Below are 25,485 nucleotides of genomic sequence, written 5' to 3' on the forward strand. Positions count from 1 at the left end.
TTCTACCTTGCTTGGTCGAAGAATTTGCTGACTTCAGCTTTCAACACTTTGCCCATCGGATTGCGAGGCAACTCCTTGACCACGGCAAAGCACTTCGGAATTTTTTGCTTACCAATATACGGCGCACACCATTCGGTCAGGGCGGCCTCGTCCGGCGCTGGATTGCTCGGTGCAAGAACGATAGCGGCTGCAATCCTTTCCCCCCAATAGTCGTCAGGCAATCCAACCACCGCGCTTTCAGCTATCGCGGGATGCTTCTCCAGCACCGTCTCGATCTCGCGCGGATAGACGTTAATGCCGCCCGAAATGATCATCTCTTTCTTGCGACCGACGATGTAGTAAAATCCTTCCTCGTCCTGTCGAGCAAGGTCGCCGGCTGAGACCCAGCCATTCTTGAGGCTTTTCGCCGTCTCCTCAGGCCGGTTATGGTATCCGGTGAACACGTAAGGAGAGGAGCTGAAGAGTTCTCCGACCTCACCCTGTTTGACCGGTTCACCCTGATCATCGAGCAGGCGGATCCGCGTATTGACGAAGGGCCTTCCGACACATTGGACCTTTCGAAGCTGATCATCGGGTCGCATTGACGTCACGATACCCCCTTCGGTCGATCCATAGCACTCATGCAGTAGGCCTTCACCGAAGTGCGCTACGATCTTCTCCTTGAGCGGCTGGCTGAGCGGGGCTGCATTGGAGATAATCGCTTTTAGCGCGTGTCCCTTGCTAGTGGAGAGGACTGCCTCGTTCTGCGCGAAGAAGGCCTGGAAGTGCGTTGGCACGAGGAAAATGCCGGTCACCTCGCCGCTGCCAATGTGTGCCAGCGTGGCCACAGGATCAAACGACGTAAAAAGGTCGAGAGCCCCGCCGAAGTATAAGGGCGCGAGATTGAAGGCAAAACCCGCACCGTGACACATAGGCGCAAGTCCCAGGAAACGGTCATCGGGACCATAGCAACCATACTCAACGCCCATACCGTAAAAAGTAAGGGAGCGGCTGCGATGGGTAACTTGGACCCCCTTGGGGAGGCCCGTAGTGCCAGACGTATAGGGTAAGACGAACGTGCTGTCCTCATCTGCAAGATCTGTCAGGCTAGGATCGGCGTCGCTTACATCAGCGAGGGCTTTATCAAGAGGCTCGCCGATCTGCAGCAAAGGCGCACATTGATCGAATTGTTCGAGTTTTTCCGTGCTGGCCTCGTCGCAGAAGACCATACGTGCTCCTGCATCCTGGCAGATGGCATTAATTTCAGATCCAGACAGTTTGGGATTGGGTTTTGCGACGGCGATCCCCACAGCCCCCAATCCGCAAACAATGGCGAGGAAGTCGATCGAATTGCCAGCGCAGATTGCGACATGATCGCCTCTGGAAAGGCCCCAGACTTCGCGGGCTGCATTCGAGAAGCGGTTCATCCGGGCGACGAATTCGCGGTATGTGACCGATTTTGCGACCAGCCCTCCTTCGAACTGGCGAAGGGCAATTTTCTCGGGCTGGCGTTCAGCCGCAGCCCGAATGCCTTCTGATGGCAGGATTGGCCAGGAACTCGCGCTCGCCATCAAGCGGTTTTCCTGTTCACAAGTCCGGCATTGGCAAAGAGGCCGGCGGATCGTTTGCGAGCCTGATCAAACTGCGCTCGCGCTCCGGGTTGCATGCGCTCCTCAGTCCAGCCTTCCGACCAGTCGAAGGAAACATCGAGCTTGCGTTGCCCGACAAGCCCTGCAAGCGCGTCTTCAATCTGCGTTACCAGCACATGCGTGAAGCCGCAGCCAGGCTCGGTTAAAGCCATCGTTACCGCTACCTTTTCGTCGTCGACTTCTACTGACTTGACGATCCCAAGTCCCACGAGAGAAATATCAAGCCCAGCGGCTTGCATGCACGGATCCTTGAGCGAACCGAGAGCGCTCCAGATCGCGTCGCTTAGAACCTTATTCTCCATCATGCCGGTTGACGAACACTTGAAAAGCCCGGCCGAAGGCCATTGACAGAGCGCTCCTGTGAGAACCGATCATCGGCAAGCTTGGCTTTGCGTGCGTCGGTGTCGATACCGTGCAGGCGGGCAAGATTGCCTCCCATGAACAGGGCCCGGACATCGTCACCCAGGCGTATGGGCGATGTCTCCGGGAGATCGTATTTCGCAAGAGCTTCCAGCACGACTTGCGGATGTGGATTCACTGCTGCGGAAGAAAAGATAATCCGCTCCGGACCACCGAAAAGGAGGAATTCATCCATGATCCGGTCCATCATCGGCGGGTTGAGCATCGCAAGCAATGCCGAGGCTTCCAGCGTCGCATAGATATTTGGAAAGTTGCCCAACAGCATCTTGGTCTCGTCGACGAACATGAAGCCGGCATGGACAATCTGAAACGCTATGTCGGGGAACGCATTGGCAGCCGCACCCAGGTCATCGACGTTCATCCCATTGGCATTGATGGGTCCAATCGGCAGCACCTTGTGGATCGCCACATTGGTCACACCTGCGTTACGCGCAGCTTCGAGGACGGGGTAAACCAGCCCCTCATCATCCATGCGCCAGGCCTCGGTGCGGCCATCAACATAGCGGGCCGGATAGAATTTCAGACCATCGGCGCCCTGGTCGAGGTAACGCTTTGCTTCATCGACAGCCTTAGCGCCCTCGAACATGTCCACGCCAGCGTACCACAGGATCCGGTCGGGATAATTCTTCTTGAGATAGGCGCCTTTCTCAGCCGCAGACCCGCCATCGCGAAAGGCATCGTAGATCGGCAAGGAATGCATGCATGCCATGTCGAGCTCGCTTTCGAGGAACATGACGTCCATGAATTCCTCAGGCTGCCAATCACGGCTCCACTCCTCTCGGTTCATGGCAACACCGGGCGGGTTCACATTCGGATGATAGCCGAACAGAACGTCTGCAAATGCAGGGCCGAATCTACCGACGAGATTGTCGGGGTGGAAATTGTACGGATGGCAAACTCCGTCGATCGTAAACATTATCGACTCCTAGCTAGCTCGCCCATGTGGTGTCACTTGAGCTTGAACAACTTGCGGGCATTTTGGCGCATGATCTTGTCGTGGGATTCGGGCCTCAATCCCAAGTCCGCAATTTCTCGAACAGCACGTTCGGGATCGATGACTGGCCAGTCAGTTCCAAACAGGACCTTATCCTGACCGTAGGTGTTCATGTAATGAACGAAGGAAGCCGGCCAATGCTTAGGTGCATAAGCGTCGGTACCGATGAAGACATTCTCGTGCTTCCAGGCCATCGAGATCATCTCGTCGGTCCAAGGCACGCCAATGTGAATGCCGATCAGCTTCAATTCCGGAAAGTCGATCGCAACAGTATCAAGACATATTGGACGACCGACGCTCGGCAGCCGCCTGTCGCGTGAATAAACCAGATTGTGCCCCACCTGCATCATGATGGGAATATCGAGCTCGCAGCACTTGGCGTATATTGGGTAGTACTTGCGGTGGTCGGGTGCGAGCTCCATCCAGTGCGGATAGAGATGGGCGCCGACAAAGCCGAGCTCCTTCACGGCATATTCGAGCTCCCGCAACTGATCCATCCCGCGGTATGGGTCGACGCCCGCTAAACCGAGGTAGCGATCGGGATTGCGAGCGCACACCGCTGCAACATCCTGGTAGGGGATCTCGAACGAGCCTTGCATCCGGATATCGCCAGCACGCACCGCTATCAGGAGCGACTTCTCGATCCCCGCACGATCCATCCGCTCCAGGTAATCCTCTTCAGTGACGCCACCGCGCATATCGGCAGGCATCCGCACCTGCTCCTTGAAGGTTTCATCGAGGCCTGTGCGGCCTTCTGCGACCATCTTTGGGGTGAACAAGTTTACGACGATGTCGATTGCACCAGACACGTAGGAATTGCTCCTATTTCTACAGATCAATGGCAAGCTACGCGCTCAACCTACTTGCGTATTAAGGCGTTTGATGGCAGAGGGCAATACAAATCTGTATTTTCACTACACATATGTGGAGATTGATTATGAAGCTGCTCGCTAAATTCACAGCTGGGGTCGCACTTGCAGCCCTCGCCACGCCTGCATTTGCCCAGTCCAGCGACTCCGCTGCGGGCGGAGAAGAAGCGCAGGCTACAGAAACCGACGACGGGTCGAGCCTGTCTGCGATTGTCGTGACCGCTCAGCGCAGGGCTGGAGATCTGCAGCAGGTGCCTGTCGCCGTCACGGCGCTCGATTCCGAGTCGCTGGATCGCCGCCAGATCGGCAATATCGAAGATGTCTTTTCGGAAGTTCCCGGCCTGATCGGCTCAAACAACGTCGGGCAGTCGACCGCTGTGACGTTTTTCCTGCGCGGCGTCGGTAACACCGAGTCGATTGTCACGGTGGACCCCGCAGTGGGCGTTTACGTCGATGACATCTACATTGCCCGGCAGGGCGTGAACAATTTCGGCTTTTACGATGTCGAACGCATCGAAGTGCTCCGCGGTCCTCAGGGAACACTCTATGGCCGCAACTCATCAGCCGGTGCGGTCAAAGTGGTAACCAAAGACCCCAGCTTCGATTTCGAAGCAAACGGAACGCTAGGCTATGGCAATTATAATCACTTCCTCGCGCGCGGAAGTTTTTCAGGTCCGATTATCGACGACAAGCTGGCTTTCCGCATCAACCTGATGACGGAAAACCACGACGGGTATTCGTACAACGAAACCCTCGACAAGAATGTCAATGACATGAATTTCTTCGGGGCCCGCGGCGCACTCCTGTTCGAGCCGAGCGAAACCTTCAGCATTCAGTTGACGGCTGACTATATGGAGGACAATTCCAATTCGGTTTATCCGTCTAATCTAGCCTCCTTGCCCGGTGAAGCTTCTTCAGACAGCTTGTTTCGGATCTTTTCAGACACTGAGCAAGGCAATCTCGGGAAGACTTGGGGCATGGGTCTAACCGCGACCTGGGAGATCGGGTCCGCGACACTCAAGTCGATCAGTGGTTATCGCGAAACACAACAAGTCTACAATCTCGACCTCTCGGATAGCGTCACGCCGATCTACGAGCTTTTCACTGATAACGATTCCGATCAGTGGTCACAGGAATTCAACATTTCCGGTGCCGCAGGGGATTTCGAATACACGGGTGGTATCTATTACTTCCGCGAGGATTCGACCTCCTATCTCGGCAACGAATTCAACCTGAGAGTTCCGAGCGGGGTAGCGGACCCGCCATTCGTCATCATCCCGACGATCTACAACGAACAGTATATCCAGACGGATAGCACCAGCTATGCGATCTACGGCGAACTGACCTACAACTTCACCGATCGCCTCTCCGCCTTTGCAGGCGCGCGCTACACTTGGGAAAAGAAGGACTTTGCGACCCAATTCTTCGTCGGAGGAACTCCAGCTGGTTTCGATGCCGAAGGTCAGGTCCTGGCCTTTGATAACGATGATCTGATCGCCTTGAATATTCCAGTCGAGCTCGATTTTGAGGAATTCACGCCGCGTGTCGGGTTGCGCTTCGAAGCCAACGACGACCTCAACCTCTATGCCAGTTGGTCGCGTGGCTTCAAGTCAGGCGGTTGGCTCGCTCGCCTTGTATTCCCGACCCCCAACCAAGTCAGCCCCTTCCCACCGGAAATCGTCGATAGCTATGAAACTGGGCTAAAAGCCGAATTGTTCGGAAACAGCGTTCGGACAAACATCGCCGCTTTCTACACGGATTTCACTGACCTTTTTAACACCTTCACGAACGTCAACGGGGGCTTTTCAGGTACAACCACCGATGCCGAGATCTATGGCATCGAGTTCGAAGGGACCTGGCGCATTGTCTCGTGGCTCGATGCTTTCGCAAACTTTGCCTGGATGGAAGGCAATTATAAGGGAGACATACCGGCTGGGCTAGCAGCGGTCCTGGGCGACGAACTGCAGCGCCTGCCAACCACACAAGGCAAGGTCGGCATGTCGGCCTATTACCCGCTCGACGGAGATGCGGGCACAATCAAGGCCAACTTCGACTACTCTTTCATTGGCAAGCACTACACAGCCATCACCAACGCGCCGATCAGTGAGACCAAGTACCAGATCGCTAATGCAAGCATCGGTTGGGAACGCGCGGACGAGCGCTTCGGCGTGACGCTAAGTTGCCGGAATTGCTTTGACGAGGAGTACTTTCATTCGCTGCTCGATTTCTCGGGTCTAGGCTTTGCACCAGCCTATCCAGGCGAGCCGCGGATGTATATGGTATCGCTCAATGTGAAGTATTAAGGCCGTTACGGCAAAGAGCCACGGAGCAAGAGATGAGCACGGTCAAATCGGCCGACCGAGTATTCATGCTTCTCGAGCTCTTTGCCAGGCGGCGATGCCCTCTCACTGCAAGCGAAATTTGCGCAGAAACCGGTTGGCCCCTCTCGTCGACCACGGCCCTACTTAAAAGCCTCGCCAAAGGCAGCTATTTCCTGCAGTCCGAACGAGGGAAGAAGTACTTCCCATCAGTGCGGCTCAATGCATTGACCCGGTGGATCGAAGATGAAGTCTTCGCCACTGGGTCTGATGTGCGCGCCTTGATGAGCGCTATGCGCGATCAGTACGGGGAGACCACTACCCTCAGCGTAAGGCGCGGTCTTTCGATGGAATTTGTAGAGATCATGCTGGGCACCAACACGGTCGTTATGAATGTAGACCCCGGGGATACATTTAGTCTCTTCGGTTCTGCCGTGGGAACGGCCGCACTCGCAGTGACCACACCCAAAAAAATGGATGAGCTTTGGCAAACGGCGAAGAAGCTCGGACAAGTCGAAGATAGCCAGTTTGCTGAGATCAACAGGCGGGTGACCTTGTGCAGAAAGCAGGGCTATTACGCTGGATACGATCAGGCCATCGATGGGTTGGGCGCCCTGGCTTTCCCACTTACTCGCGTTGGATCGGCATCAACCTATGTTTTTGCCATCGCTGGATTGACGCCGCTCATGCAAGAGCGAGAGCAGCGGATCGCAGAAGAAGTGTTGGCGACTTTGGCTAATTTCGTCGATCTCCAGTAATCTCCTGATCTGGAAGCAGTATATGTGATTGACTGGCCCCGAGCGCCCAAGGCCCGGACCATAGCCAGACGAGGATAGTGCTTTTACTTGCAACTCCATCGCCTACATCGACAAAGGAGGTACAGCCATGGCAGAACAAGCTGCAAAGATCATCGCCTGTCCCGCCTGTGCGGCTCTCAACCGGGTCCCCGAGACCAAGCTTGGTGCTGGCGGCAAGTGCGGCAAATGCGGAGCGCTGCTGTTCCAGAGTGCGCCAGTAAATCTCACCAGCGCCAATTTTACAAGCCATGCGAGCAAGAGTGACCTGCCGCTGCTGGTTGATTTCTGGGCGGGATGGTGCGGACCGTGCCTGCAGATGGCACCAGCTTTTGCTGCAGCTGCCGCAGAACTCGAGCCGGGCATGCGTCTTGGGAAAGCTCGATACGGAAGCCGAGCAAGAACTGGCAGGGCGCTATGGGATCCGCTCGATCCCGACGATAATCCTGATTGCGAAGGGCCAGGAAATTGCCCGGCGGTCAGGCGCCATGCCTGCGAGCGCGATCATCGCCTGGGCAAGTGGGGCCGTCCGTGGCTAGCGGTCTGATAGCCGTCCTGGGAACCCAACGGGCAGGCGAGATAACACAAGCCTGGCCGCAAGGAGCTCGCCCGAGATGCATGCCAAATGCAAGCAACGCAGGAAAAGCCGGCACGAACCTGCCCGGTATTCTTATTGCCTAAGTGCCCCGAAATAGCTGATCTGCACCTTTGAGCGACAAGGTAGCCAATGCAGAAATGATCAGGCAGGGCGTGATGATAGCGGTGAAGGTCACTTGCCAGCCCAGCGAGGGCACAAGGATTGCGACGATCGTAGGAAACAGTGCCATGGCTGCGCTCACACAGGCCGTTCCGCAAACTGCGGCAGCGGTTGTTCGCATGTCATCGGGGAAGCTTTCCAGGACATAGGTGATCAGGATGGCGGCGGTGCCAAAGTAGAAAATGCCCATGACTGCGAAGGCTAAAAAGTCCTGCCAGAACGAGGTGGGAAGCCAGATCATGATGGTCACAAGGAGCGCGGCAAGCACGTTCCAGATCACGATCGTTGTCCTGAGTGGCAGCAGGTATGTACTGACCACGGCTGAGCCGAGATAACCGATCACGCTGATGCCATAGCCTGATCCGACGATAATGGCCGCGTCGGGAAGGCTATAGCCGCGCACCTCATGCAAAAATGTGGGGAGGTAGAACGCGGTGGATGCAACTGCGCCTGAATAGGAAAAGAACGCCAGGCTGAGCAAGGCAGTCCTCTTCCTGAATTCCGGGGCGAAAAGCGCAGCAAACGGCCTTGCCGTGGTGCTTTCCACCCGCCTCGAGGGCGCTGTCGCCACGCCGAACATGTCCTTGGGCAAGAGGTAACCGAGGATGAGCGCGATGGGGGCAATGATAAACCCGACGAAGAACAGGCTGCGCCAGCTTATATGTTCGATCAGCGGAGCCACGACCATCGCTGAAACCAGCCAACCCAGCGGATAGGCGCATTGCAATAATGCCACCCAGATCGCCCGCCACTTCACGGGTGCCGCTGTCGCAACAATAGAGTTGGTTATGGGTGAAAGGGCAGCGCTGAACGCAAAGGAGAGGATGCGCGCCAGTGCAAAAGCGTAAAGGCCCGTCAACAGACCCTGCATTCCAACCAGCACCGCCGAGACGAAGAGGCAAAGGGGCAGTGTCAGCCTGGCGCCAAAACGATCAGTCAAGACGCCTATGCCAACCGGCAGGATCATGCCGGCGACAAACGAGAGTGAGATTATGTAGCCAATGCCTTCCAGGCCAAGACCGAACTCGGTCTGGATCTGGGGAATGACATAGCCAAAAAGGGATTGATCGACATTGGTCAGAAGCCATGCCGCAAACGCGATCGCTATGACAGAATACGCAATTTTCATGCTGGCATGGTTTAGACCCACGGGTAGCTCTCCCTTTTACCCTGCCCGATCCCGGCTTTCGTTCTTGGCCAGGAAATCGGGAAAGCAATCGCAATCTGGTTCAGTAAAACAAAGAAAGCCGATCGGATATCGACCGGCCTTACTTGGCTTATGCAATTCTGGCGAGATAAAGCGGAACTGCGCGGATCGGAGACACTGCGCTCGCAGCGCAAAAGCCCGGCCGCTCCTATTGGTCAGGCATTGCTGAAGGCTGGCCCTCGCCTTCGATAGATCCCCAGCGGCGTAGGTCCGCTACAGCGAGCAATTCAATCGCAGGAGCACCCTTTGCCGCCTGATCCATAATCATTGCATGGCAGAATGCGTTATCGCGCGAGCCCCCCTAGGGGGGAGGGTCTGAAAATTAAATCGCAATTCAACCCTATGCACAGTAGAAAACAGCGGGCATTATCCCATGTAACGCCCTCCCCCGGCGCTCCATCCCATGGTAACATCCTCCTGGAACCAAAGGCGGATATCATGGCAAGACGCAAGACAGGCAGGAACACAAGCGGCGACAAGGACGCTGAGAGAGGCCCGCGCACCAGAGCTCATGAGGCCATGGTCAAAGCGGCGAAGGCTGTATTCAGCACCGAACACGAAGAACGCGCGCAGCATCTTTACGCGCAGCTTCTAAAAACTCTCCAGCAAGTTGATACCGGCAAGGGCACAGAACTCGATGGGCTGGCAACGGCGTTGCAGTCGATGGCCGGATTCAAGCCGCGCGACGAAGTCGAACGCATGCTGGCAGCGCAAATGCTGGCAGTCCATGAAGCCTCGATGGAATGCTTTCGCCGGGCGATGGTCCCCGAGCAGACCTTCGAGGCGCGCGACATGAACCTCAAACACGCGGCAAAACTTACCTCGACCTATGCTCGCCAGATCGAAGCGCTCGGCAAGCACCGCGGCAAAGGCAAACAGAAGATCACGGTCGAGCATGTCAACGTCCATGCTGGCGGCCAGGCGATTGTCGGAAATGTGGAAGCAGGTGCGAAGGCCGGCCCGAGTGACGACGCTCCAAAGCCGGCTAAAGCCCAGCGGGCGCTTGAAGATGGCAGCGCGGCGAGCCTTGATGGTGAGGAGCTCAAACAGGCCCTGAAACCCAGGAAGGCCCCTGCCCCAAAGGGGAAACCTTAAAAGTGGCAAAGAAGCGCGTAGGCACCCATCCAAGAAATACCGGACCGATGATGGAAGCGCAGCGCTGCGGCGCGCGGACGCGCGCAGGCACCCCCTGCAGGTCTCCCGCAGTCCATGGCAAAAAGCGCTGCCGGATGCATGGGGGCGCATCAGGCTCAGGCGCTCCCAAGGGCAACGCCAACGCGTTCAAGCATGGGCTTTATACCCGCGAAGCGATCGCGCAGCGCAGAGAGCTTTATGACCTGCTACGCGAAGCACGCGAGACACTCAGAGAAATTCGCTAAGGGGCTTCAGTGCCTCAGCACAATACTCCTCGGGGAGACACAGCTGCCAGCTCCAACCTCAGCAACATCACTCTATTGCTCGGAGGCAATTGTTCTCGGGCATCAGGGTTGTTCCGCAAGTGATCGCCGAAGGGCTCTACACCCGCCCAATTCTCGGCATCGATAGCGAAGGCGAGATCACTTGTTGTCAAGAAACAGCATCTCATTTCACGCTACCAAGCCATGCTGGACCGGTAGGCGCGCGAAAACTTGCGCGACCTGCGCGATGAGCAGGGCCGCAGGCTCAAGGCGATCAAGCTTCAGGGCGGCACTTGAGATCCGGCTCGGGCAGGGGCGCTTGCGCAAAGTGGAGACCAGCTGAAGTTAAACTGACGCAAGTAAAGCACCGGTAACATCACCTATACGCCCCTAACTGGCAATTAACCCTACTCGTTCCATTGCCTGGCAATGGGATTGCGAAACAACAGCGCGAAGTCACAGGGTGACTATGAGGGTGCTTACAGCCCGCTTGGCGCGTTCCTGCTCGCGGCGATCTTCGGCTTGCTCGCCTACTTCAGCATTCAGCTGACACTGGAGACCGGGCGCGTCGCCGCATTCTGGATCGGCAATGCCTTGCTGATCGGCATTTTGCTACATAAACCATCTAAATTTCAGGTGTTTGTTCTGGCTCTCTGCTTCGCGGCTCTCGTCCTCGCGAATCTGGCTGTCGGTGACACTACACCGTTGGCGCTCACCCTCGCATCGGCCAACCTGATCGAAGTCTCCGTTGCGATCTACATGCTTGAGAGGTTTGTGGACCGCGGCGAGCAATTCCAATCGCTGCGCGAATTCGGAAAGTTGACGCTGATTGGCTGCCTCGCACCAGTTGTTCCCGGCCTGATTGCCGCGACCGCGCTGACCAGCTTCGCCGATGCCGGCTTTGCTGCCTCGCTGGCAAAATGGCTCACGGCACATTGTTTTCCTATTCCGATATTCGGGTCATTGGTGCTCGTCATTCGATATGCGTCAACTGATCTCCATAAGCTCGACCAGGCATCACGCCGCAGATGGATCGCGGTGCTTACGGCGGTCGCGATCACTGTGCCGGTAATCTTCGCTCAGAGTACTTACCCCTTCCTTTTTCTCGCCCTCCCCGTCGTAGTCTTTTCCGCCTTTCTGACAGGCAGGCTTGGCACCGCGATAGCCGTCTCGATTTTCGCCTATGCTGCAGTGGTATCCACGATCCTTGATTCCGGCCCGATAGCGCTCGTTCGCGGAGGTGCACGCGAAGAAGTAATCGCCCTGCAGGCGTTTCTCGCGTCGTGCATGGCAATCGGCCTGCCTGTTGCGGTGGCGCTAGCCAATCGGAAGGCAATCAGGACCGAATTGAAGGAAAGCCGCGACTTCGTAAACGCCATCCTCGACGGGATCGGGGACCTCGTATTCAGGGTCGATGCGGACTGGCGGTTTACCTACGTCAATCGCCGTTGGGAGGAGGTGACAGGTTATTCGTGCGAGGACCTGCTCGGCCAGACGCCGTTCGACGAATTGCTCGACAGCAGCACGTTGGACCTGCGCAAACAGAAGATGGCGATTGAGGCCGGTCACGATATCGAGAGGAAACATGTCGTTCAGACATCGACCGCCGACGGACGGATTATACAGATCGAAATTGGTCTCGAGGCGCAGTTTGACGATGTCGGCACCTTCACTGGCGCAATTGGGACCGGCACTGATGTCACAGAGATGCTTGCCCGTAACCACGCCCTGGCAGAGAGTGAGGCTCGCTTCCGCAACTTGGCAGAGGCATCACCGGTCGGCATCTTCCAAGCTGATGCGACGGGCCAGATAACCTATGTGAATTCAGTATGGTTGGACCGCTTTGGTCTCAAACACGAAGACATGTTGGGTGACGGATGGAAGTCGGCGCTTGCCACTGGCGAGGAGTACGAGGACGATCTGGCGTTTACCGGCTTCCACATGCATGGCGATGTCAGGCGGCGGGTGATCCGCTTCAGGGACAGCAGCGGTGAGGATTTTTGGTGCGAGACCGTCAATGCCGCCGAGTTCGACGAAGCCGGCAAGATTTCCGGCTTCATCGGTGTCCTGCACGATATCACCGAACAGCGCCGGGCAACGGAGCGGCTGGCCGAACGAGAAGAGCAGCTCGCTCTGTTGGCCGACAATGCGACAGATGCCGTATTCAGATTAAATCTCGATGGCACCTGCACCTATGCTTCCCCGTCCGCACAACAGCTGTTCGGGCTAGACCCCGGATCGCTGGTCGGCAGACAGTTGATCGCAGGGTTCCACGAAGCCGACCAATCCCGCGTGGAGGACAATTTCCACGCTCTGAAGGCCGGTGAGGTCGAACGGGTGCGGATCGCATTTCGGTCACCAAGCCTCACCGAGAATGGCAAATTCCAGTGGTTGGAGGCGAACTGCGGATTGGTGCGCGACCCAGCAACAGGGCAGCCGCAGGAAATCATCGCCTCGCTGCGCAATATCGATGAAACGAAACAGCTCGAAGCCGAATTGTTGGAAGCAAAGGAGCGGGCCGAGGCGGCAGCAGAAGCCAAGTCTGCCTTTTTGGCCAACATGAGCCATGAAATTCGCACTCCGATGAACGGCGTCATCGGCTTTACCGAGCTCGCTCTGGCCGGAGAGTTGACTGAGGATCAGCGTCAGAACCTGGAGCTGATAGCGGATTCGGGTCGGGCGATGCTGCGGTTACTTAATGATCTGCTCGATTTCGCAAAAATCGAGGCGGGCCAGATGCGGGTCACGTCTGAGCCTACGGACATTCGTCACAAGCTTCAGAGCGCGCTGCGCATCATGGAGCCGGTCGCGTTACAAAAAGGTCTCCGATTGCATAGCCAGGTGCAGTCCGATGTCCCCAATTGGTTACTTTCCGATCCGATGAGACTTCGGCAGATTATTCTGAACCTCGTCGGCAATGCTCTTAAATTCACCGAGCAAGGTTCGGTGTCAGTCGTTGTATCGAAAGATCCGGCCGATAAACTGCTGAAAATCTCAGTAACCGACACCGGTATCGGAATTCCTGAGGATCAGATCGAACTGGTCTTCGAGAAATTCACTCAAGCAGATGCAGGGATCGCGCGCCGATTTGGCGGGACAGGTCTAGGATTGCCGATCTGCTCTCAGCTGGCGGGATTGCTCGGAGGATCTTTGACCGCAGAAAGCGAACTGGGTGTCGGATCTACCTTTGTCCTGACGCTCCCGCTAAACGAATGTGAAGCGCCGCAAGAGGTAGAGTGCGAGGCGATCGGCTCGAACTCGCCGCAAGTCCTTTATCCCCTCAAGGTGCTGGTTGCCGAAGACAACCAGATCAACCAGCATTTGACCCTGAAGATGCTCGAAAAGGTCGGATGTTCGGCAAGTCTTGCGTCGGACGGCGCAGAGGCAATCGAGATGATCCGAAGTCGTCTTGGCACGCAGGACGCTTTCGATATCGTGCTCATGGACCTGCAGATGCCGAAGCTCGATGGGCTCGAGGCAACACGCAAGCTCCGCGCGGCCGGTTTGACACCGGAAACGCTTCCAATAATCGCGCTGACTGCCAACGCGTACCGGGACGATATCGAAGCCTGCCTTGCCTCGGGGATGCAGGCACATCTTGCCAAGCCGGTGAAACTGCGCGAGCTGCGATCCGCCCTGCAACGATGGGCGAAGACAATCGAACCTGTGAATGCCGAGCGCGAGGAAGAAGCCATCAGCTCTGAGGTTTTCGAGCTGTTTGCAATGCGCAAGCAAGATGCCCTTGCGCTTGTAAACGAGGCGGTAAGGCGTGGGTCCCTCGAAGGCGCATCGCTCTCTGAGCTCGCCTCACAATTGCATCAGATCGCCGGCGTCGCGGCCTACTTTGGGCAGGACCTGCTCGGAGAAGAAAGCCGGAAACTGGAGAAGGAGCTTCAGGCAGGCGCAATCGATTCCATGGGCGCGTTGAGCAAGCTGCGCGATCTTCTTGCAGCATAGCGAGCGAGCCAGGCACGACATCCGCTGGAATCGAGCCGAGAGGCTCGCCCCCTCCAACCTGCCCAGGTAGAAGAATTCACCCTGTTGCGAGCGCCGCACGTAGCTGACGGGCGGGCGGTCCGATCTGGTCAGGCAGGAGTGTTAAATCCGATCCTCGGCACCGCTTCCCATTTCGTCTCGCTACGCAGGAAGCTGCGGATCCCTCGCAAACGGTACACCAGGTTCATCTGGCGGAAGCCGAAATTCTCAAGCAAGGCTGCTTCACCAATCTTATAGAGGTCACTCGCGTTGGGAGTGCGTCTGAGCTGCATCTCTTCGAGAACCAGGCTGCCAAGGCTCAGACCGGTGCCGAACAAGACTGTCACGCCGAGAAAGGCGAGAGCCATCATCGGATCCAGAACGCCCAATAAAATCGCCGCCGGTACGACCAGATAGCCAATTACCTCGGCCGGTGGCCCGATCACATCCTCGAGGATCATCTGCGGCAGGCCAATCAGACCAACCCGGCCATATCGAGGATTGAATATCATTTGCCAATGGAACCGAAGCGTTTCGAGCGCACCCTGCTGCCAACGCGCGCGTTGTCCTTGCAATCCTTTCAGGTTTTCTGGCGCCTCGGTCCAGCAAACAATGTCTGGAACGAACTTGATCGCATAGTCGCGCCGTTGTTCGCGCATGTAGCGATGAATCCGGACAACGAGTTCGAGATCTTCCCCGACAGTGTCGTGACGATAGCCGCCGATCTCAAGCAGAACATCGCGTCGAAACATGCCGAAGGCGCCCGAGATGAGCATCAGTGTATTGGTGTGTGCATTGGCGACACGGTTAGTCAGAAAAGCGCGCAAATATTCCACGATCTGAAAGCGGGGAACAAGGTTCTTGGGAACACCGAGCTTGCGCAAGGCTCCACCTTCGATCTCGCAGCCATTGGCAACCCTGATTGTGCCGCCCACTGCGACGAGACGACCGTTATCATGCATGAATGGCTCTGCGGCTCGAAGCAAACCGTCAGTCTCGATGATAGAATCAGCGTCGATCACGCAAACAAGCGGCGTCCTGGCGAAACCGATCCCGGCGTTGGCGGCATCGGCTTTGCGGCCGTTTTCTTTGTCGACAACAAGCAGGTTTGGATAGCGCCGCGAACGCCAGGTGCCGCGGATTGTCGTCTTCTGCAAGACTGCTATTTGTGACCGGTCGCAGGCTTCCAGGTCAAAGCCGCGGATCAGCACATCGAGCGTGTCGTCGCTGGACCCGTCGTTGACTACGATAACCTCGTGCTGGGGATACTCGAGCGCCAAAAGCGCCTTGACACTCTGCACAATCGAAAGCTCTTCGTTAAAGGCTGGCGCGATGACCGAAACGGGAGGAACGAAGTCAGCATAACGTTGCCATAGCTCAACCGAATCCTTGCCCGGCCTCGTTCGGTTAGCAAAGACCCAGGTCGCAACGACGAGTTGCAGCAAGCTGATCGTGTTGCGGGCCGCAACCACCACGAAGCAGCTGAGAGCAAGAAAGAGCACGGCATTCGCTGCAGCGATGTGAAGTTCGTTAAAGCTCATGCAGAAATTCTCATTGATGGATGTTGCAGAGACGTATGATCGAGTTCACCCAAGGCCTGCTCAGCGCGCACACGAACCCAGATATCTTCATCCTGCAATGCTTTCTCCAGAAATGGCACTGCGCCGACAAGGCCAAGCGACGCACACGTGTTCGCCGCCTGAATGCGAACAAAGCTCACCGGGTCTTCGAGCAGTGGAATGACCCAATCGGATTTCAGAGGATGGCCAAGTTTCGCAGCGGCGCGAAGGGCAGCGCTTCGTAACTCCGGATTATCGGCCTTCCCCGCCGCGGCTACCAGCGGGATTACAGACGGATCGCCCGACCATCCCAGGGCATCTATAAGAAGCGCTCGCTTGTTGTCTGACAAAGGGTCGGCCAGAAGAATCTCAAACTGTTCAGTATATTGGCTGGCCGATGCCCGAAGAAGCGCTGCATCGAGGTGATTGGTCTCGCGATTGAACATTCCGAGTATGCGGATAGTCTCGCGCGGCGGCGGCAAGGCGTGGATCGCAGCAAGGGCGAAAGCTGCTTCCATGCGGACTTCGTACTTCCAATCTCGCGTGAACAGCTCGCGCAATCTGGCAATGCATGCTTCGCTCCCAAATTGCTGCAGAAGGCGGATAGCATCAATGCGTTTCGCTGCCCGCCAGCTGCGCGATCGCTTCAGCGTCGCCCGAAGAAGGCCGTCCAGTTCGGCCAATTGCATGAGCTGTTGCCGCTCGCCCCCGCGCAGCAACAGATGCAGATGGTTGACCGCGGTGAGCTTGAGTTCGTCGCTCCATTGAGACGAGGTTTCCGCGTCCTGTTGTCCGGCAATCCGTAGCAAATAGCTCCTCGTCAAACTGGCGAGGATCTTACGTTCAGCTAGCTTGCGTTTGTCGTATTGCCAGCGGCGGAAGAGCAGGATCGCGAATGCCACAATCATGGCACCCGCCACACCCGCGCATGCGAAGAAGACGTTTAGTGCGCTCACCCTTAGCCACCGAAGTTCCAGCTGAGATCGGCAGACAACGCAGCGCGCGAATAGCTGTCCTTGCGAGATTCATATTCGCTTGCGAAACTCAGCGTAAAGCTGTTCGAAAGCCTGAAACGCGCGCCTCCCGCAACCGTCCGCAGCTGACGCGTCCCGTCAGCTTCCGTGTCAGGGTAGCTGGCGAGAATCAGGAATAGATTGGGCCGGCGAGAAGGACTGTAGTCGGCTCGCAGTACACCGCCCAAACGATAATCTTCTCCCCCTCCGAAGAGGTGGATCGAACGAGCGGTAATGGAAATGTGCGGTGCGAAACTATGACGAAGGCCAATCCCGACAGTGCCGACATCATTGCTGCGATAATGCGAGAACCGCCCATCGATGCGCACTTGGTTCGAACTACCAAGCGTGATGTCCGCACCTGTTCCCAGGCTCCAGCTTTCGCGAAAGTCTGCGCTTGGCGTGAGACTTCCAGAAAAGAAGACCCGGTGGGTTTCGATCGGAAGCTCGACGAGCGACGAAATGCGTGTGTCAGTCACAAGGCGGTCTTCACGCTCGATTTCAAGGACAGCGATCGCTGTTTCTGCCCATCCGATCGATGTCGATGCGCGCTGTGTGGACCAGACCTGCTCGCTGCCGGAAGCGAATTCAGCTTCCGACACTTTGGCACCGGCCGCGACCGACCTTAAGCGCAACTTTCGTGCTCGCTGCGCATTGAGCAGAGAAGACCTGAACTGGCCAAGGCCTGGATAATCGGGCTCGGCTGACGACAGCTCGTCTGCCTGGCGTTCTGCCTCGGTGTGGCGCTTCCTCCACAACAGGATATTAGCCCGTGCTAGCTGGATGTCTCTGTCGAAGGGGGCGAGCGCTATGGCACGGTCAATAGTGGCTTGCGCCTGGTCAAGGTTTCCCAGCGCGGCCTCAACAGCAGCAAGCCGCCGCAGCAGGTCTGGATCCTCGGGGGTTTTCGCCAGCAGTGCGTTCAAGATGCTCTCGGCTTGTCGAAATTCCCCGGCGAGGTAGGCCTTTTGAGCGGAAGAGCGCTCTTCGGGCAACTGCGATTGCCCGGCATGCGCCGGGATCGCTGCCATAACAAATGGCACGGCCATCAAGAGCCTATGGGCCTTCATTGGACGGCCAGAAGGAGCTTCTCGATGCGAACAAGCAATTCCTGAGGAATGAAAGGCTTGGTCATGTAATCGCTGGCTCCGGCCTTGAGCGCGGAAACGATGTCCTTCTCTCCATTACGCGCCGTGAGCATAATGACCGGAATCTTGGCGGTGCGCGGCTCGGCCTTGAGTTTGGCGAGGACATCGGGCCCGGCGACAACCGGCATCATGTAATCAAGCACGATGAGATCTGGATCTTCGGCCTTTGCCATGGCCAAGGCTTCCATGCCGTCAGCAGCATTGATTACCTCGTGCCGCGCGCCATCGAGCCTGAAGCGGAGTATTTCCGTCATGATCACATCGTCGTCAGCGATAAGTATCTTGGCCATTGCGCACCCCGAAAATGCATTCGATTTAAGGTGACACAGAGAGGAAGATTTCCTCTAAACCTTCGCTACGTATTTACCCTGACCAACCGGCTAATACTGAATAAAGGGAAGCGGGAATCTGCTGCTGACTGCTGGGTTTCATGAGGATCTCAGCTGGCTCGAGTGACTATCCGTGGGCCCTGTCGAGCGGCGCTTTCAGAGTAAATGCACGTGATTAATGGTTGAAGTGGTGGCGGTCGGGCGAGCCATACCCAGCCCAACGAGGGATGGATGGGTCCAAAAGCGTCAAGCGCCCCTCATTCAAGTGGTTTGAAGAAAGCTCCGCGTTCGCGCAACAAGCCGCCTCAAGGCTGGTCAGCAAGCGCCTGCAGCCGCAGGAGATTGAGCCGACCGGACAAATTCTTGTTCATCTCGGCATCCGGGAATTTTCCGTATCTGTCCTTTCGCGCTGCTTCGTCCAGAAAGCTGCGTTAATTGAGCGCCCTAGGGCGGGACTTCTGCCCCGTTCTGCGCTATCAGGGAGCCATCGACGCGAAGAGGGGAGATCGCAATGCAAAAGGCTTTGCTGGCCAGTATCGCTTGTGGGCTTTGGCTAACGTCAACGCTCGCCGCGCACGAAGGCGCCAAACCGGCTTCGATCGCGACCGTTGAAGCGCAGCAGGCGGCCGCCGCAGGCCTGCCGCCGGATGGCGAGCGCGATAAGGATTTTGCGCTGCGGGGGTTCCTCGCCACGCGCGAAGACCCGATCATTCGCAACGCGAACGGAGACCCGGTCTGGAATCTCGATGCCTATGCCTTTGTCGAGGGCGAGGCACCACCAACCGTCCATCCCAGCCTGTGGCGGCATATGCGCTATCTCAAGCACCACGGCCTGTTCGAGGTGGCAGAAGGTGTGTGGCAGGTTCGCGGCTTCGACCTGTCGAACATGACAATCGTGCAAGGCGCCACGGGCTGGATAGTAATCGATCCGCTCACCACCCAGGAAGTCGCCGCAGCCGCGCTGGAGTTGGTCAATCGCACACTGGGAGAGCGGCCTGTCAGCGCAGTCCTCTACAGCCACAGCCACGCCGATCATTTCGGCGGAGTGCGAGGCGTTGCGAGCCTCGAAGACGTGGAGGCCGGACGCATCGAGGTCATCGCTCCTGAGAACTTTGTCGAAGAAGCTGCATCAGAAAACGTGATGGCAGGCGGCGCTATGCAGCAGCGCGCCGCTTTCCAGTTCGGTGCCGGCCTTTTGCCGGGAGCGAAAGGACAAATGGGCAGCGGGATCGGTGCTGCGATTTCGCGCGGAACGATTACGCTGATCGAACCGACGGACACGGTCAAATCCACCGGTGAAACGCGCAGGGTCGATGGCATCGATCTGGAGTTCCAGGTTGTTTCAGGGAGCGAAGCGCCGGCTGAATTCAATGTCTATGTAAAGCCAGCAAGGACGTTTCTCGCGGCGGAAATTGCGACCTGCACGATGCATAATATCCTCACCCCGCGAGGCGCCAAGGTCCGCGACACGCAGGCTTGGGCCAGGTTTCTCGACGAAGCCGCCACTGAGTTCGCGCCGAAGAGCGAGGTCATCATATCGAGCCATTGCTGGCCGCAGTTTGGCACGGAAGCCGGGGTCAGATGGCTGACTGCACAACGGGACAATTACCGCTACTTGCATGACCAGACCGTTCGCCAAATGAACCGGGGGGCGACCATGGTTGAAATCGCTGAAGCAGTGACGCTCCCTCCGCAGCTGGGAAAGGAATGGTCCAACCGCGGATATTACGGGACATACAGCCATAACTCGAAGGCAATCTATCAATACTATTTGGGCTGGTATGATGCCGTGCCGGCCAATCTGCATCCGCATCCACCGGTTGCTCGCGCAAGGCGGATGCTCGCAGCGCTTGGCGGTGCAGATCGTGTCCTGGCGCTAGCGCGCAATGCCATGGCCGAGGCTGATTATCGCTGGTCATCCGAGCTATTGCAGCAGCTGGTCTTTGCCGAGCCGGGAAACGACGAAGGCAAGGATCTGCTTGCCGACAGCTACGAGCAGCAAGGCTATCAGGCGGAAAGCGCAATATGGCGGAACCAGTTCCTGGTCGCAGCGAACAACTTGCGCAGCGGGCGGGCCGAAGGTGCAGCAACTCAGAGCGCTGATCTGATCGCGGCGATCCCCACGCAATTGCTGCTGGATTCCGCTGCGACGCGGTTCGCCCCGGAAAGGATGGAGCGTCAGTCGATTATCGTCGAGGTCAACCTCACCGACCGGGGCGAGAGCGCCGTGCTCGAGGCCAATAGAAGCGTCCTGATCGGCCGGATGGGCCAAAGGAATGAGGCTGCAGACGTGTCCATCTCTGGCCCACGGCAGCTGGTGCTTGGCCTCATGTTCCTGAAGCTACCCTTAGCGCAAATGGAAGCAGCCGGGCTCAAGGTAGATGGTGACGTAAAGGCATTGGAGATGATGCTGGAGGCACTGGAACCAATGCCACGCGGCTTTGATATCGTCACGCCCTGAGTGTCTTGCACGAAACATCGAAGCGCTTGCCTCCAATGGCAAAGGTCCTCGAAGCTCCTGGCCCCTTTTCGCCATTGTTCTTGTCATGGCCAATGTGAAACACGTCGACTGTGCTGCGCGCCCTTCCCGGCTCCGTGCACTCCAGCGGCTTAGCGGCGGATCACTACTCAGTGCAGCGATCTCGCCGCCTGGTACAAGAATATCTACCAGCTTGCGCGCGGCGCGGTGAGCAAGACACCTGGTGTCAGTGACAAGGCCCTGCGTGAACGCCGATCTGGCGAGAATCGCGAACCGGGTGCATGGCGGCGCACAAGGCTCAGGCGCGCCTTAAGGCAATCGGAACGCGCTCAAGCACCGGCTCTCTACCCGCAGAGCGATCGCGTAAGGCAAGGGGCTTCATGACCTGCTGCGCACGGTACGCGAGACCCTGCGGTAGATCAGCTGAGTGAGCGAACAGTCGCCTTTTGAATTTCCGTGCTTCGCGCGATTTCACCGAGTTGGGGTGAAGAGAGGGCCTGATAGAAGAGGACAGTTCCGTAACCTGGGGGGCGCAGGATGGTTCAACTCCGGAAGATCATTGCGCGCCGATTGCGTAAGCAGTCGCAGCAATATGCAGAAATGGGCGAGCCGGACGAACTTTGCCGATGTAGGGTTTTCCATCAATCGTAACTGAGTTGTTCGCAATATGAGGCCTATTCGAAGATGAAGGAGCTGCCACCAGTACGTGAGGAAGGTGACACGACGACACCCGTTGAAACTCACGGATATGTATTCAATCAGACGATGCTGCGCATTAAGGACCCAGCGCGTTCGCTTCCCTTTTATCAGCATGTTCTGGGTATGACTCTGGTCAAGGAGATCCCGTTCCCAGACATGAATTTTACGCTCTATTTTCTCGGCTATGTTCGGTCACCTGACAAGTTGCCTGATGACGGCGATGGTCGATTGAAGTTCGCCTTTGGTCAGCCAGCGATGTTGGAACTGACCCACAACTGGGGGACTGAGAAAGAAGAGGGCGAACCCTACCATAATGGAAACGATGAACCGCGCGGCTTCGGTCATATCGGTCTGGCAGTGCCTGATGTCGATGCAGCTTGCGACCGCTTCGAAACGCTCGGAGTTGAATTTGTGAAACGTCCAAACGACGGTAAAATGAAGGGGCTCGCGTTTATCAAAGACCCCGACGGTTACTGGATAGAAATTCTCAACCCAGCCAACAGCGCGATCATCTGCGCTAGCTGAGACACAACACGCAAAAGTAGCGAGAGGGAAAAGAACCATGAAGAATTCATTTGCTCCTGTAGAAGGTCGCGCAGTTCAGATTGACGAACTTGAATGGGCTCCCTTTCCTGAAGCGTTGAGCGCAGGCGGCATCCGATGGAAGTTGCTCAACGTGGCGCCCGAGCTCGGATCCTGGGCGGCAATCTTCGACTGCCCCGCCGGTTCCTCCTTCAATAGCCACCATCACATTGGCCCGGGCGAATATTTCCTCACGAAGGGGCGGATGGAAGTTCGCGGTGGAGTGGATGATGGCGGAGAAACCGTTACCGCTCCAGCATATGGTTATGAAGCCACCAGCGCATTCCACGGAAAGACATATTTCCCGATCGATAGCGAGTTCTACATGACCTTCCTTGGGCCACTGCAATTTGTCGACCAGCCCGGCGGCGAAACGCGGGCTTTGGTAACATGGGATGCTGTTCAGGCTGCCTGGCAAGGTGCCAACGCTGGCTGATCAATCCGTTCGCTTGCTTGCGGAGCTGCGGTCGATCGTCGGTTCGCAACATGTGATTGCAGATCCGTCTACAGCCCGCAGCTACCTCCATGGCTATCGCATCGGAGGCGGAGATGTGCTTGCTGTCGTGCGCCCGAATTCATTGCTCGAACTGTGGCGCGCGACACAAGCGATCATCCGGGCTGGCGCAATCATCATCACGCAAGCTGCCAACACCGGTCTCACCGGCGGCTCGACGCCATCTGGTTCATACGATCGCCCTGTCGTATTGATCTCGACCCGCAGGATAAAGGGCATCATCGCGGTCAATGGTGGTAGCGAGGCGCTGTGTCTCGCGGGGAGCACATTGACCGAGCTCGAACACGCGATAGCGCCATTCGGCAGGCTTCCCCATTCCGTTATAGGTTCCTCCTGTATCGGCGCATCTGTTGTTGGAGGTATCTGCAACAACTCTGGCGGAGCGTTGGTGCATAGGGGGCCGGCGTTCACGCGGCAGGCGCTCTACGCGCAAGTCAAAGGCGATGGATCCCTCCGTCTGGTCAATCACCTGGACGTGGATCTGGGCGATGAAGCCGAAGCCATGCTGATGCAATTGGACCAGAAGAACATAGCCGACGAACTTGTCCTGGATCAGACCGACACGCCCCATCACAGCCCGAAGGTCACCGATTACAAGGCCTATGTGCGAGATTCGAAAGCAACGCCGGCACGGTACAATGCCGATCCCCGATGCCTTTTTGAAGCTTCAGGATGTGCGGGTAAGCTGATTGTCTTTGCGGTAAGAGTGCCGACCTATCCCGCGCCGAGGACCGAACGCAGTTTCCTGGTTGGCAGCAATGAGACGCTCAAGCTCTCAAGATTACGCCAATCGATCCTGGCTGAAACGAAAACACTGCCGAGTGTATGTGAATATATGAACCGCAGTGCCAGCAAACTGGCGGCAACCCATGGCCGGGATATCTGCCACATGTTGCGCATTTTTGGCCCCGCTGCCATGCCCCGTATTCTCGCGGCACAGACCAGGTTTGACAGTTTGTGGGGGCGGACCGGGGCATCCAGTTCAGCGTCAGCCCGAGTATCGCAGGCCTTTTTTTCGATCACTCCGCACCCTTTGCCAGAGCGAGTGCGAAAGCTCTTTGCGGATCATGAACATTGTCTGCTGATCACCGCAATCGACGATGGCATCGAAGAGCTTGAACATATCCTGGATCGCGCCTCTGCAGATGACGGACTGACTTCGCGGACGCTTGATCAAGGCGAAGCCGCAGCCGCATTTCGACTTCGTTTTGCCAGCGCAGGCGCAACCGTTCGAGTGCGCGACCTGGCGAAGGACAGCGGTGCTCTTGTAGCGCTCGATATTGCGCTCCCGAGGAACACCGAGGACTGGCATACTCAGCTTCCTGAACACCTTGAAAGTCAGGTCCTAGCAAAGGCTGAATACGGCCATTTCTTGTGCCATGTCTTTCATCTCGACTACGTCTTGAAGCCCGGGATCGATCCTCAAGCTTTCGAAGACGAGGTAAAGACCCTGATTGAAGCGGCGGGCGGGCAGATGCCGGCCGAGCACAATTTCGGCCACCTATATCGTGCACCTCAGGCGGTCGTTGATTTCTACCGGGAACTTGATCCCACCAATTCATGCAACCCCGGGATTGGCAAAACGACCAAGGCGCGAAACTGGCAGGATGAGGACCGGGCCTAAGGTCATTTGGATTTTGGGTGAAAATCGCGTAATCTCACCAATAAGCATAGACGTCCGGGAAGACGACACCTTGCCAAAAGATGATGGAACGCACTGATCAACAGTGCGTCCGGGGGGGATTATGACTTGCTCTGTAGACAAGCTCCGTTGGTCGACATCTGGCATTGCAGAAAAAGAAAGATATGATGCTTGGGTAGCCCAGCTGAACCAGACGTTTGGCGCCTGGCATCCGGAGCGCCCCGATGGGCGCGAATTCGGTGCACGCGTCAAGGCAAGCGCAATGCCAGGGCTCTCCTTGGTCGAATGCCTGTGTGATCCTTGCGGCGCGAGCCGCAGTCGGTTGGATGCGCAGAGCATTGATGAAGAGCAGCTCACAATACAGCTGGTCTTGTCGGGACGTGAGTACATGCAGCTCGGCGATCAGGAAGCCATCCTGACAAAGGGCGACGTTTTCGTTTGGGACAACACCCAAACGATGCGATTCTCAGTGATAGAACCGCTGCACAAGATGTCGCTGATATTGCCGCTCAGCCGTCTGAAGAACTGGGTTCCAAACGGATGGCGCGAATTGCCTCGCCACCTCAAGAGTGGTGAACCAAGCGCAGCCATGCTCGGCAGTTATCTGCGCTCGCTTTCTGAGATCGATTTCGAAAAAAATCCCATGCGCTACAACGCACTGACAGAGGCAGCGATTGCACTCCTGGTTGCACCGATGGCGAAGTGCCAGAATGAGAACAGCCAGCGCTTGGCACAGCTTGAGACGGTCAAGTCCAAGATCGAACCGATGTTGCGTGATCCAGATTTGGATCTTGAAATGATCGCTGCGAGAAATCGAATTTCGTTGCGCTATCTGCACTGGTTGTTCGAAGCGAGTGAAACCACGCCGTGGCGGTATGTCGTTCAGCAGCGGCTTGAAGGCTGCAAGCGAGATCTGCAAAATGCGGAACACGCCAATCGTAGTGTAACCGACATAGCTTTCTCCTGGGGTTTCTCAAATTCCGCGCATTTTGGGCGAAAGATCAAGGCGGCCTACGGTGTCTCACCGTCTGATTTACGCCGAGCAGCACTGGAGCCGATTGCCCATTGAGTGGCAATCAAAGGGGCGTTGAGTAACTAACGCCGACTATTCAAATGTGCTTGGTTACACAAATGGCACAGTGCGCCTTGCACAGTTGGAAG

The 25,485-nt window shown here is 56.9% G+C and carries 20 protein-coding genes and 1 pseudogene; 12 read left to right on the plus strand and 9 right to left on the minus strand.

Going from position 1 to position 25,485, the window contains the following annotated elements:
• Positions 1 to 2: 2 nt before the first annotated feature.
• The 4 genes from ACG9DO_RS15050 to ACG9DO_RS15065 are packed head-to-tail and all read right to left on the minus strand — an operon-like array spanning position 3 to position 3,851.
• A complete protein-coding gene (locus ACG9DO_RS15050) occupies positions 3 to 1,550 on the minus strand; it encodes a class I adenylate-forming enzyme family protein (RefSeq protein ID WP_394729366.1) in 1,548 nt (515 codons plus the stop codon).
• The gene (locus ACG9DO_RS15055) at positions 1,550 to 1,933 is read right to left on the minus strand and encodes a metal-sulfur cluster assembly factor (RefSeq protein WP_394729368.1); all 384 of its coding nucleotides are present in this window, start codon (positions 1,931 to 1,933) and stop codon (positions 1,550 to 1,552) included. Before ACG9DO_RS15055 ends, ACG9DO_RS15050 begins: the two co-directional genes overlap by 1 nt.
• Entirely contained in the window at positions 1,930 to 2,964 is a 1,035-nt protein-coding gene (locus ACG9DO_RS15060) for an amidohydrolase family protein (protein ID WP_394729370.1), read from the minus strand. The genes ACG9DO_RS15055 and ACG9DO_RS15060 overlap by 4 nt, the downstream gene beginning before the upstream one ends.
• A gap of 32 nt (positions 2,965 to 2,996) precedes the next feature.
• Positions 2,997 to 3,851: an amidohydrolase family protein gene (locus ACG9DO_RS15065; RefSeq protein ID WP_394729372.1), complete on the minus strand. Its 855-nt coding sequence runs from the start codon at positions 3,849 to 3,851 to the stop codon at positions 2,997 to 2,999.
• A gap of 128 nt (positions 3,852 to 3,979) precedes the next feature.
• Between ACG9DO_RS15065 and ACG9DO_RS15070 the strand changes: the two genes are divergently transcribed.
• From ACG9DO_RS15070 to ACG9DO_RS15085, 4 genes and pseudogenes are all read left to right on the plus strand, one after another.
• Complete coding sequence (locus tag ACG9DO_RS15070; RefSeq protein WP_394729374.1) at positions 3,980 to 6,214, plus strand: TonB-dependent receptor; 2,235 nt, start codon at positions 3,980 to 3,982, stop codon at positions 6,212 to 6,214.
• Positions 6,215 to 6,246: 32 nt separating this feature from the next.
• Positions 6,247 to 6,987: an IclR family transcriptional regulator gene (locus tag ACG9DO_RS15075; RefSeq protein WP_394729376.1), complete on the plus strand. Its 741-nt coding sequence runs from the start codon at positions 6,247 to 6,249 to the stop codon at positions 6,985 to 6,987.
• A 127-nt stretch (positions 6,988 to 7,114) separates the two neighbouring features.
• A pseudogene (locus ACG9DO_RS15080) lies at positions 7,115 to 7,309 on the plus strand (MJ0042-type zinc finger domain-containing protein); the annotation flags it as partial.
• Complete coding sequence (locus ACG9DO_RS15085) at positions 7,275 to 7,562, plus strand: thioredoxin family protein (RefSeq protein WP_394731286.1); 288 nt, start codon at positions 7,275 to 7,277, stop codon at positions 7,560 to 7,562. The pseudogene ACG9DO_RS15080 and the gene ACG9DO_RS15085, both read left to right, overlap by 35 nt.
• Positions 7,563 to 7,700: 138 nt before the next feature.
• Here the strand turns inward: ACG9DO_RS15085 and ACG9DO_RS15090 are convergent, their stop codons facing one another.
• The gene (locus ACG9DO_RS15090; protein WP_394729378.1) at positions 7,701 to 8,909 is read right to left on the minus strand and encodes an MFS transporter; all 1,209 of its coding nucleotides are present in this window, start codon (positions 8,907 to 8,909) and stop codon (positions 7,701 to 7,703) included.
• Positions 8,910 to 9,425: 516 nt separating this feature from the next.
• Between ACG9DO_RS15090 and ACG9DO_RS15095 the strand changes: the two genes are divergently transcribed.
• The 3 genes from ACG9DO_RS15095 to ACG9DO_RS15105 all read left to right on the plus strand — a co-directional run bounded on the left by ACG9DO_RS15095 (position 9,426) and on the right by ACG9DO_RS15105 (position 14,341).
• Positions 9,426 to 10,082, plus strand: coding sequence for a hypothetical protein (locus tag ACG9DO_RS15095; protein WP_394729380.1), 657 nt, complete (start codon positions 9,426 to 9,428; stop codon positions 10,080 to 10,082).
• Between the two features lie 2 nt (positions 10,083 to 10,084).
• Positions 10,085 to 10,366 (plus strand): HGGxSTG domain-containing protein, encoded by a 282-nt coding sequence (locus ACG9DO_RS15100; protein WP_394729382.1) that lies wholly within the window; start codon positions 10,085 to 10,087, stop codon positions 10,364 to 10,366.
• Between the two features lie 447 nt (positions 10,367 to 10,813).
• On the plus strand, positions 10,814 to 14,341 hold the full coding sequence (locus ACG9DO_RS15105; protein WP_394729384.1) for a PAS domain S-box protein: 3,528 nt from the start codon (positions 10,814 to 10,816) through the stop codon (positions 14,339 to 14,341).
• Positions 14,342 to 14,469: 128 nt separating this feature from the next.
• Here ACG9DO_RS15105 and ACG9DO_RS15110 read toward each other — a convergent pair whose 3' ends face one another.
• The 4 genes from ACG9DO_RS15110 to ACG9DO_RS15125 are packed head-to-tail and all read right to left on the minus strand — an operon-like array spanning position 14,470 to position 18,369.
• Positions 14,470 to 15,900 carry a glycosyltransferase family 2 protein gene (locus tag ACG9DO_RS15110; protein ID WP_394729386.1) on the minus strand — a complete coding sequence of 477 codons (1,431 nt, stop codon included), beginning with the start codon at positions 15,898 to 15,900 and terminating at the stop codon, positions 14,470 to 14,472.
• Complete coding sequence (locus tag ACG9DO_RS15115) at positions 15,897 to 16,826, minus strand: HEAT repeat domain-containing protein (protein ID WP_394729388.1); 930 nt, start codon at positions 16,824 to 16,826, stop codon at positions 15,897 to 15,899. Before ACG9DO_RS15115 ends, ACG9DO_RS15110 begins: the two co-directional genes overlap by 4 nt.
• Before the next feature lie 50 nt (positions 16,827 to 16,876).
• Positions 16,877 to 18,001 carry a tetratricopeptide repeat protein gene (locus tag ACG9DO_RS15120; RefSeq protein ID WP_394729390.1) on the minus strand — a complete coding sequence of 375 codons (1,125 nt, stop codon included), beginning with the start codon at positions 17,999 to 18,001 and terminating at the stop codon, positions 16,877 to 16,879.
• Positions 17,998 to 18,369 (minus strand): response regulator transcription factor, encoded by a 372-nt coding sequence (locus tag ACG9DO_RS15125; protein ID WP_394729392.1) that lies wholly within the window; start codon positions 18,367 to 18,369, stop codon positions 17,998 to 18,000. The genes ACG9DO_RS15120 and ACG9DO_RS15125 overlap by 4 nt, the downstream gene beginning before the upstream one ends.
• A gap of 550 nt (positions 18,370 to 18,919) precedes the next feature.
• On the opposite strand from ACG9DO_RS15125, the gene ACG9DO_RS15130 reads away from it, so the two are divergent.
• From ACG9DO_RS15130 to ACG9DO_RS15150, 5 genes are all read left to right on the plus strand, one after another.
• Positions 18,920 to 20,869 (plus strand): alkyl/aryl-sulfatase, encoded by a 1,950-nt coding sequence (locus ACG9DO_RS15130; RefSeq protein ID WP_394729394.1) that lies wholly within the window; start codon positions 18,920 to 18,922, stop codon positions 20,867 to 20,869.
• A gap of 702 nt (positions 20,870 to 21,571) precedes the next feature.
• Entirely contained in the window at positions 21,572 to 22,111 is a 540-nt protein-coding gene (gene gloA, locus ACG9DO_RS15135; RefSeq protein WP_394729396.1) for a lactoylglutathione lyase, read from the plus strand.
• 37 nt (positions 22,112 to 22,148) lie between these two features.
• Complete coding sequence (locus tag ACG9DO_RS15140) at positions 22,149 to 22,604, plus strand: cupin domain-containing protein (protein WP_394729398.1); 456 nt, start codon at positions 22,149 to 22,151, stop codon at positions 22,602 to 22,604.
• On the plus strand, positions 22,564 to 24,306 hold the full coding sequence (gene dld, locus ACG9DO_RS15145) for a D-lactate dehydrogenase (protein WP_394729400.1): 1,743 nt from the start codon (positions 22,564 to 22,566) through the stop codon (positions 24,304 to 24,306). The genes ACG9DO_RS15140 and dld overlap by 41 nt, the downstream gene beginning before the upstream one ends.
• A 121-nt stretch (positions 24,307 to 24,427) precedes the next feature.
• The gene (locus ACG9DO_RS15150; RefSeq protein WP_394731287.1) at positions 24,428 to 25,393 is read left to right on the plus strand and encodes a helix-turn-helix domain-containing protein; all 966 of its coding nucleotides are present in this window, start codon (positions 24,428 to 24,430) and stop codon (positions 25,391 to 25,393) included.
• Positions 25,394 to 25,485: the final 92 nt, after the last annotated feature.

The sequence above is a fragment of the Altererythrobacter sp. GH1-8 genome, from assembly GCF_043702085.1.
Lineage (GTDB): Bacteria > Pseudomonadota > Alphaproteobacteria > Sphingomonadales > Sphingomonadaceae > Erythrobacter.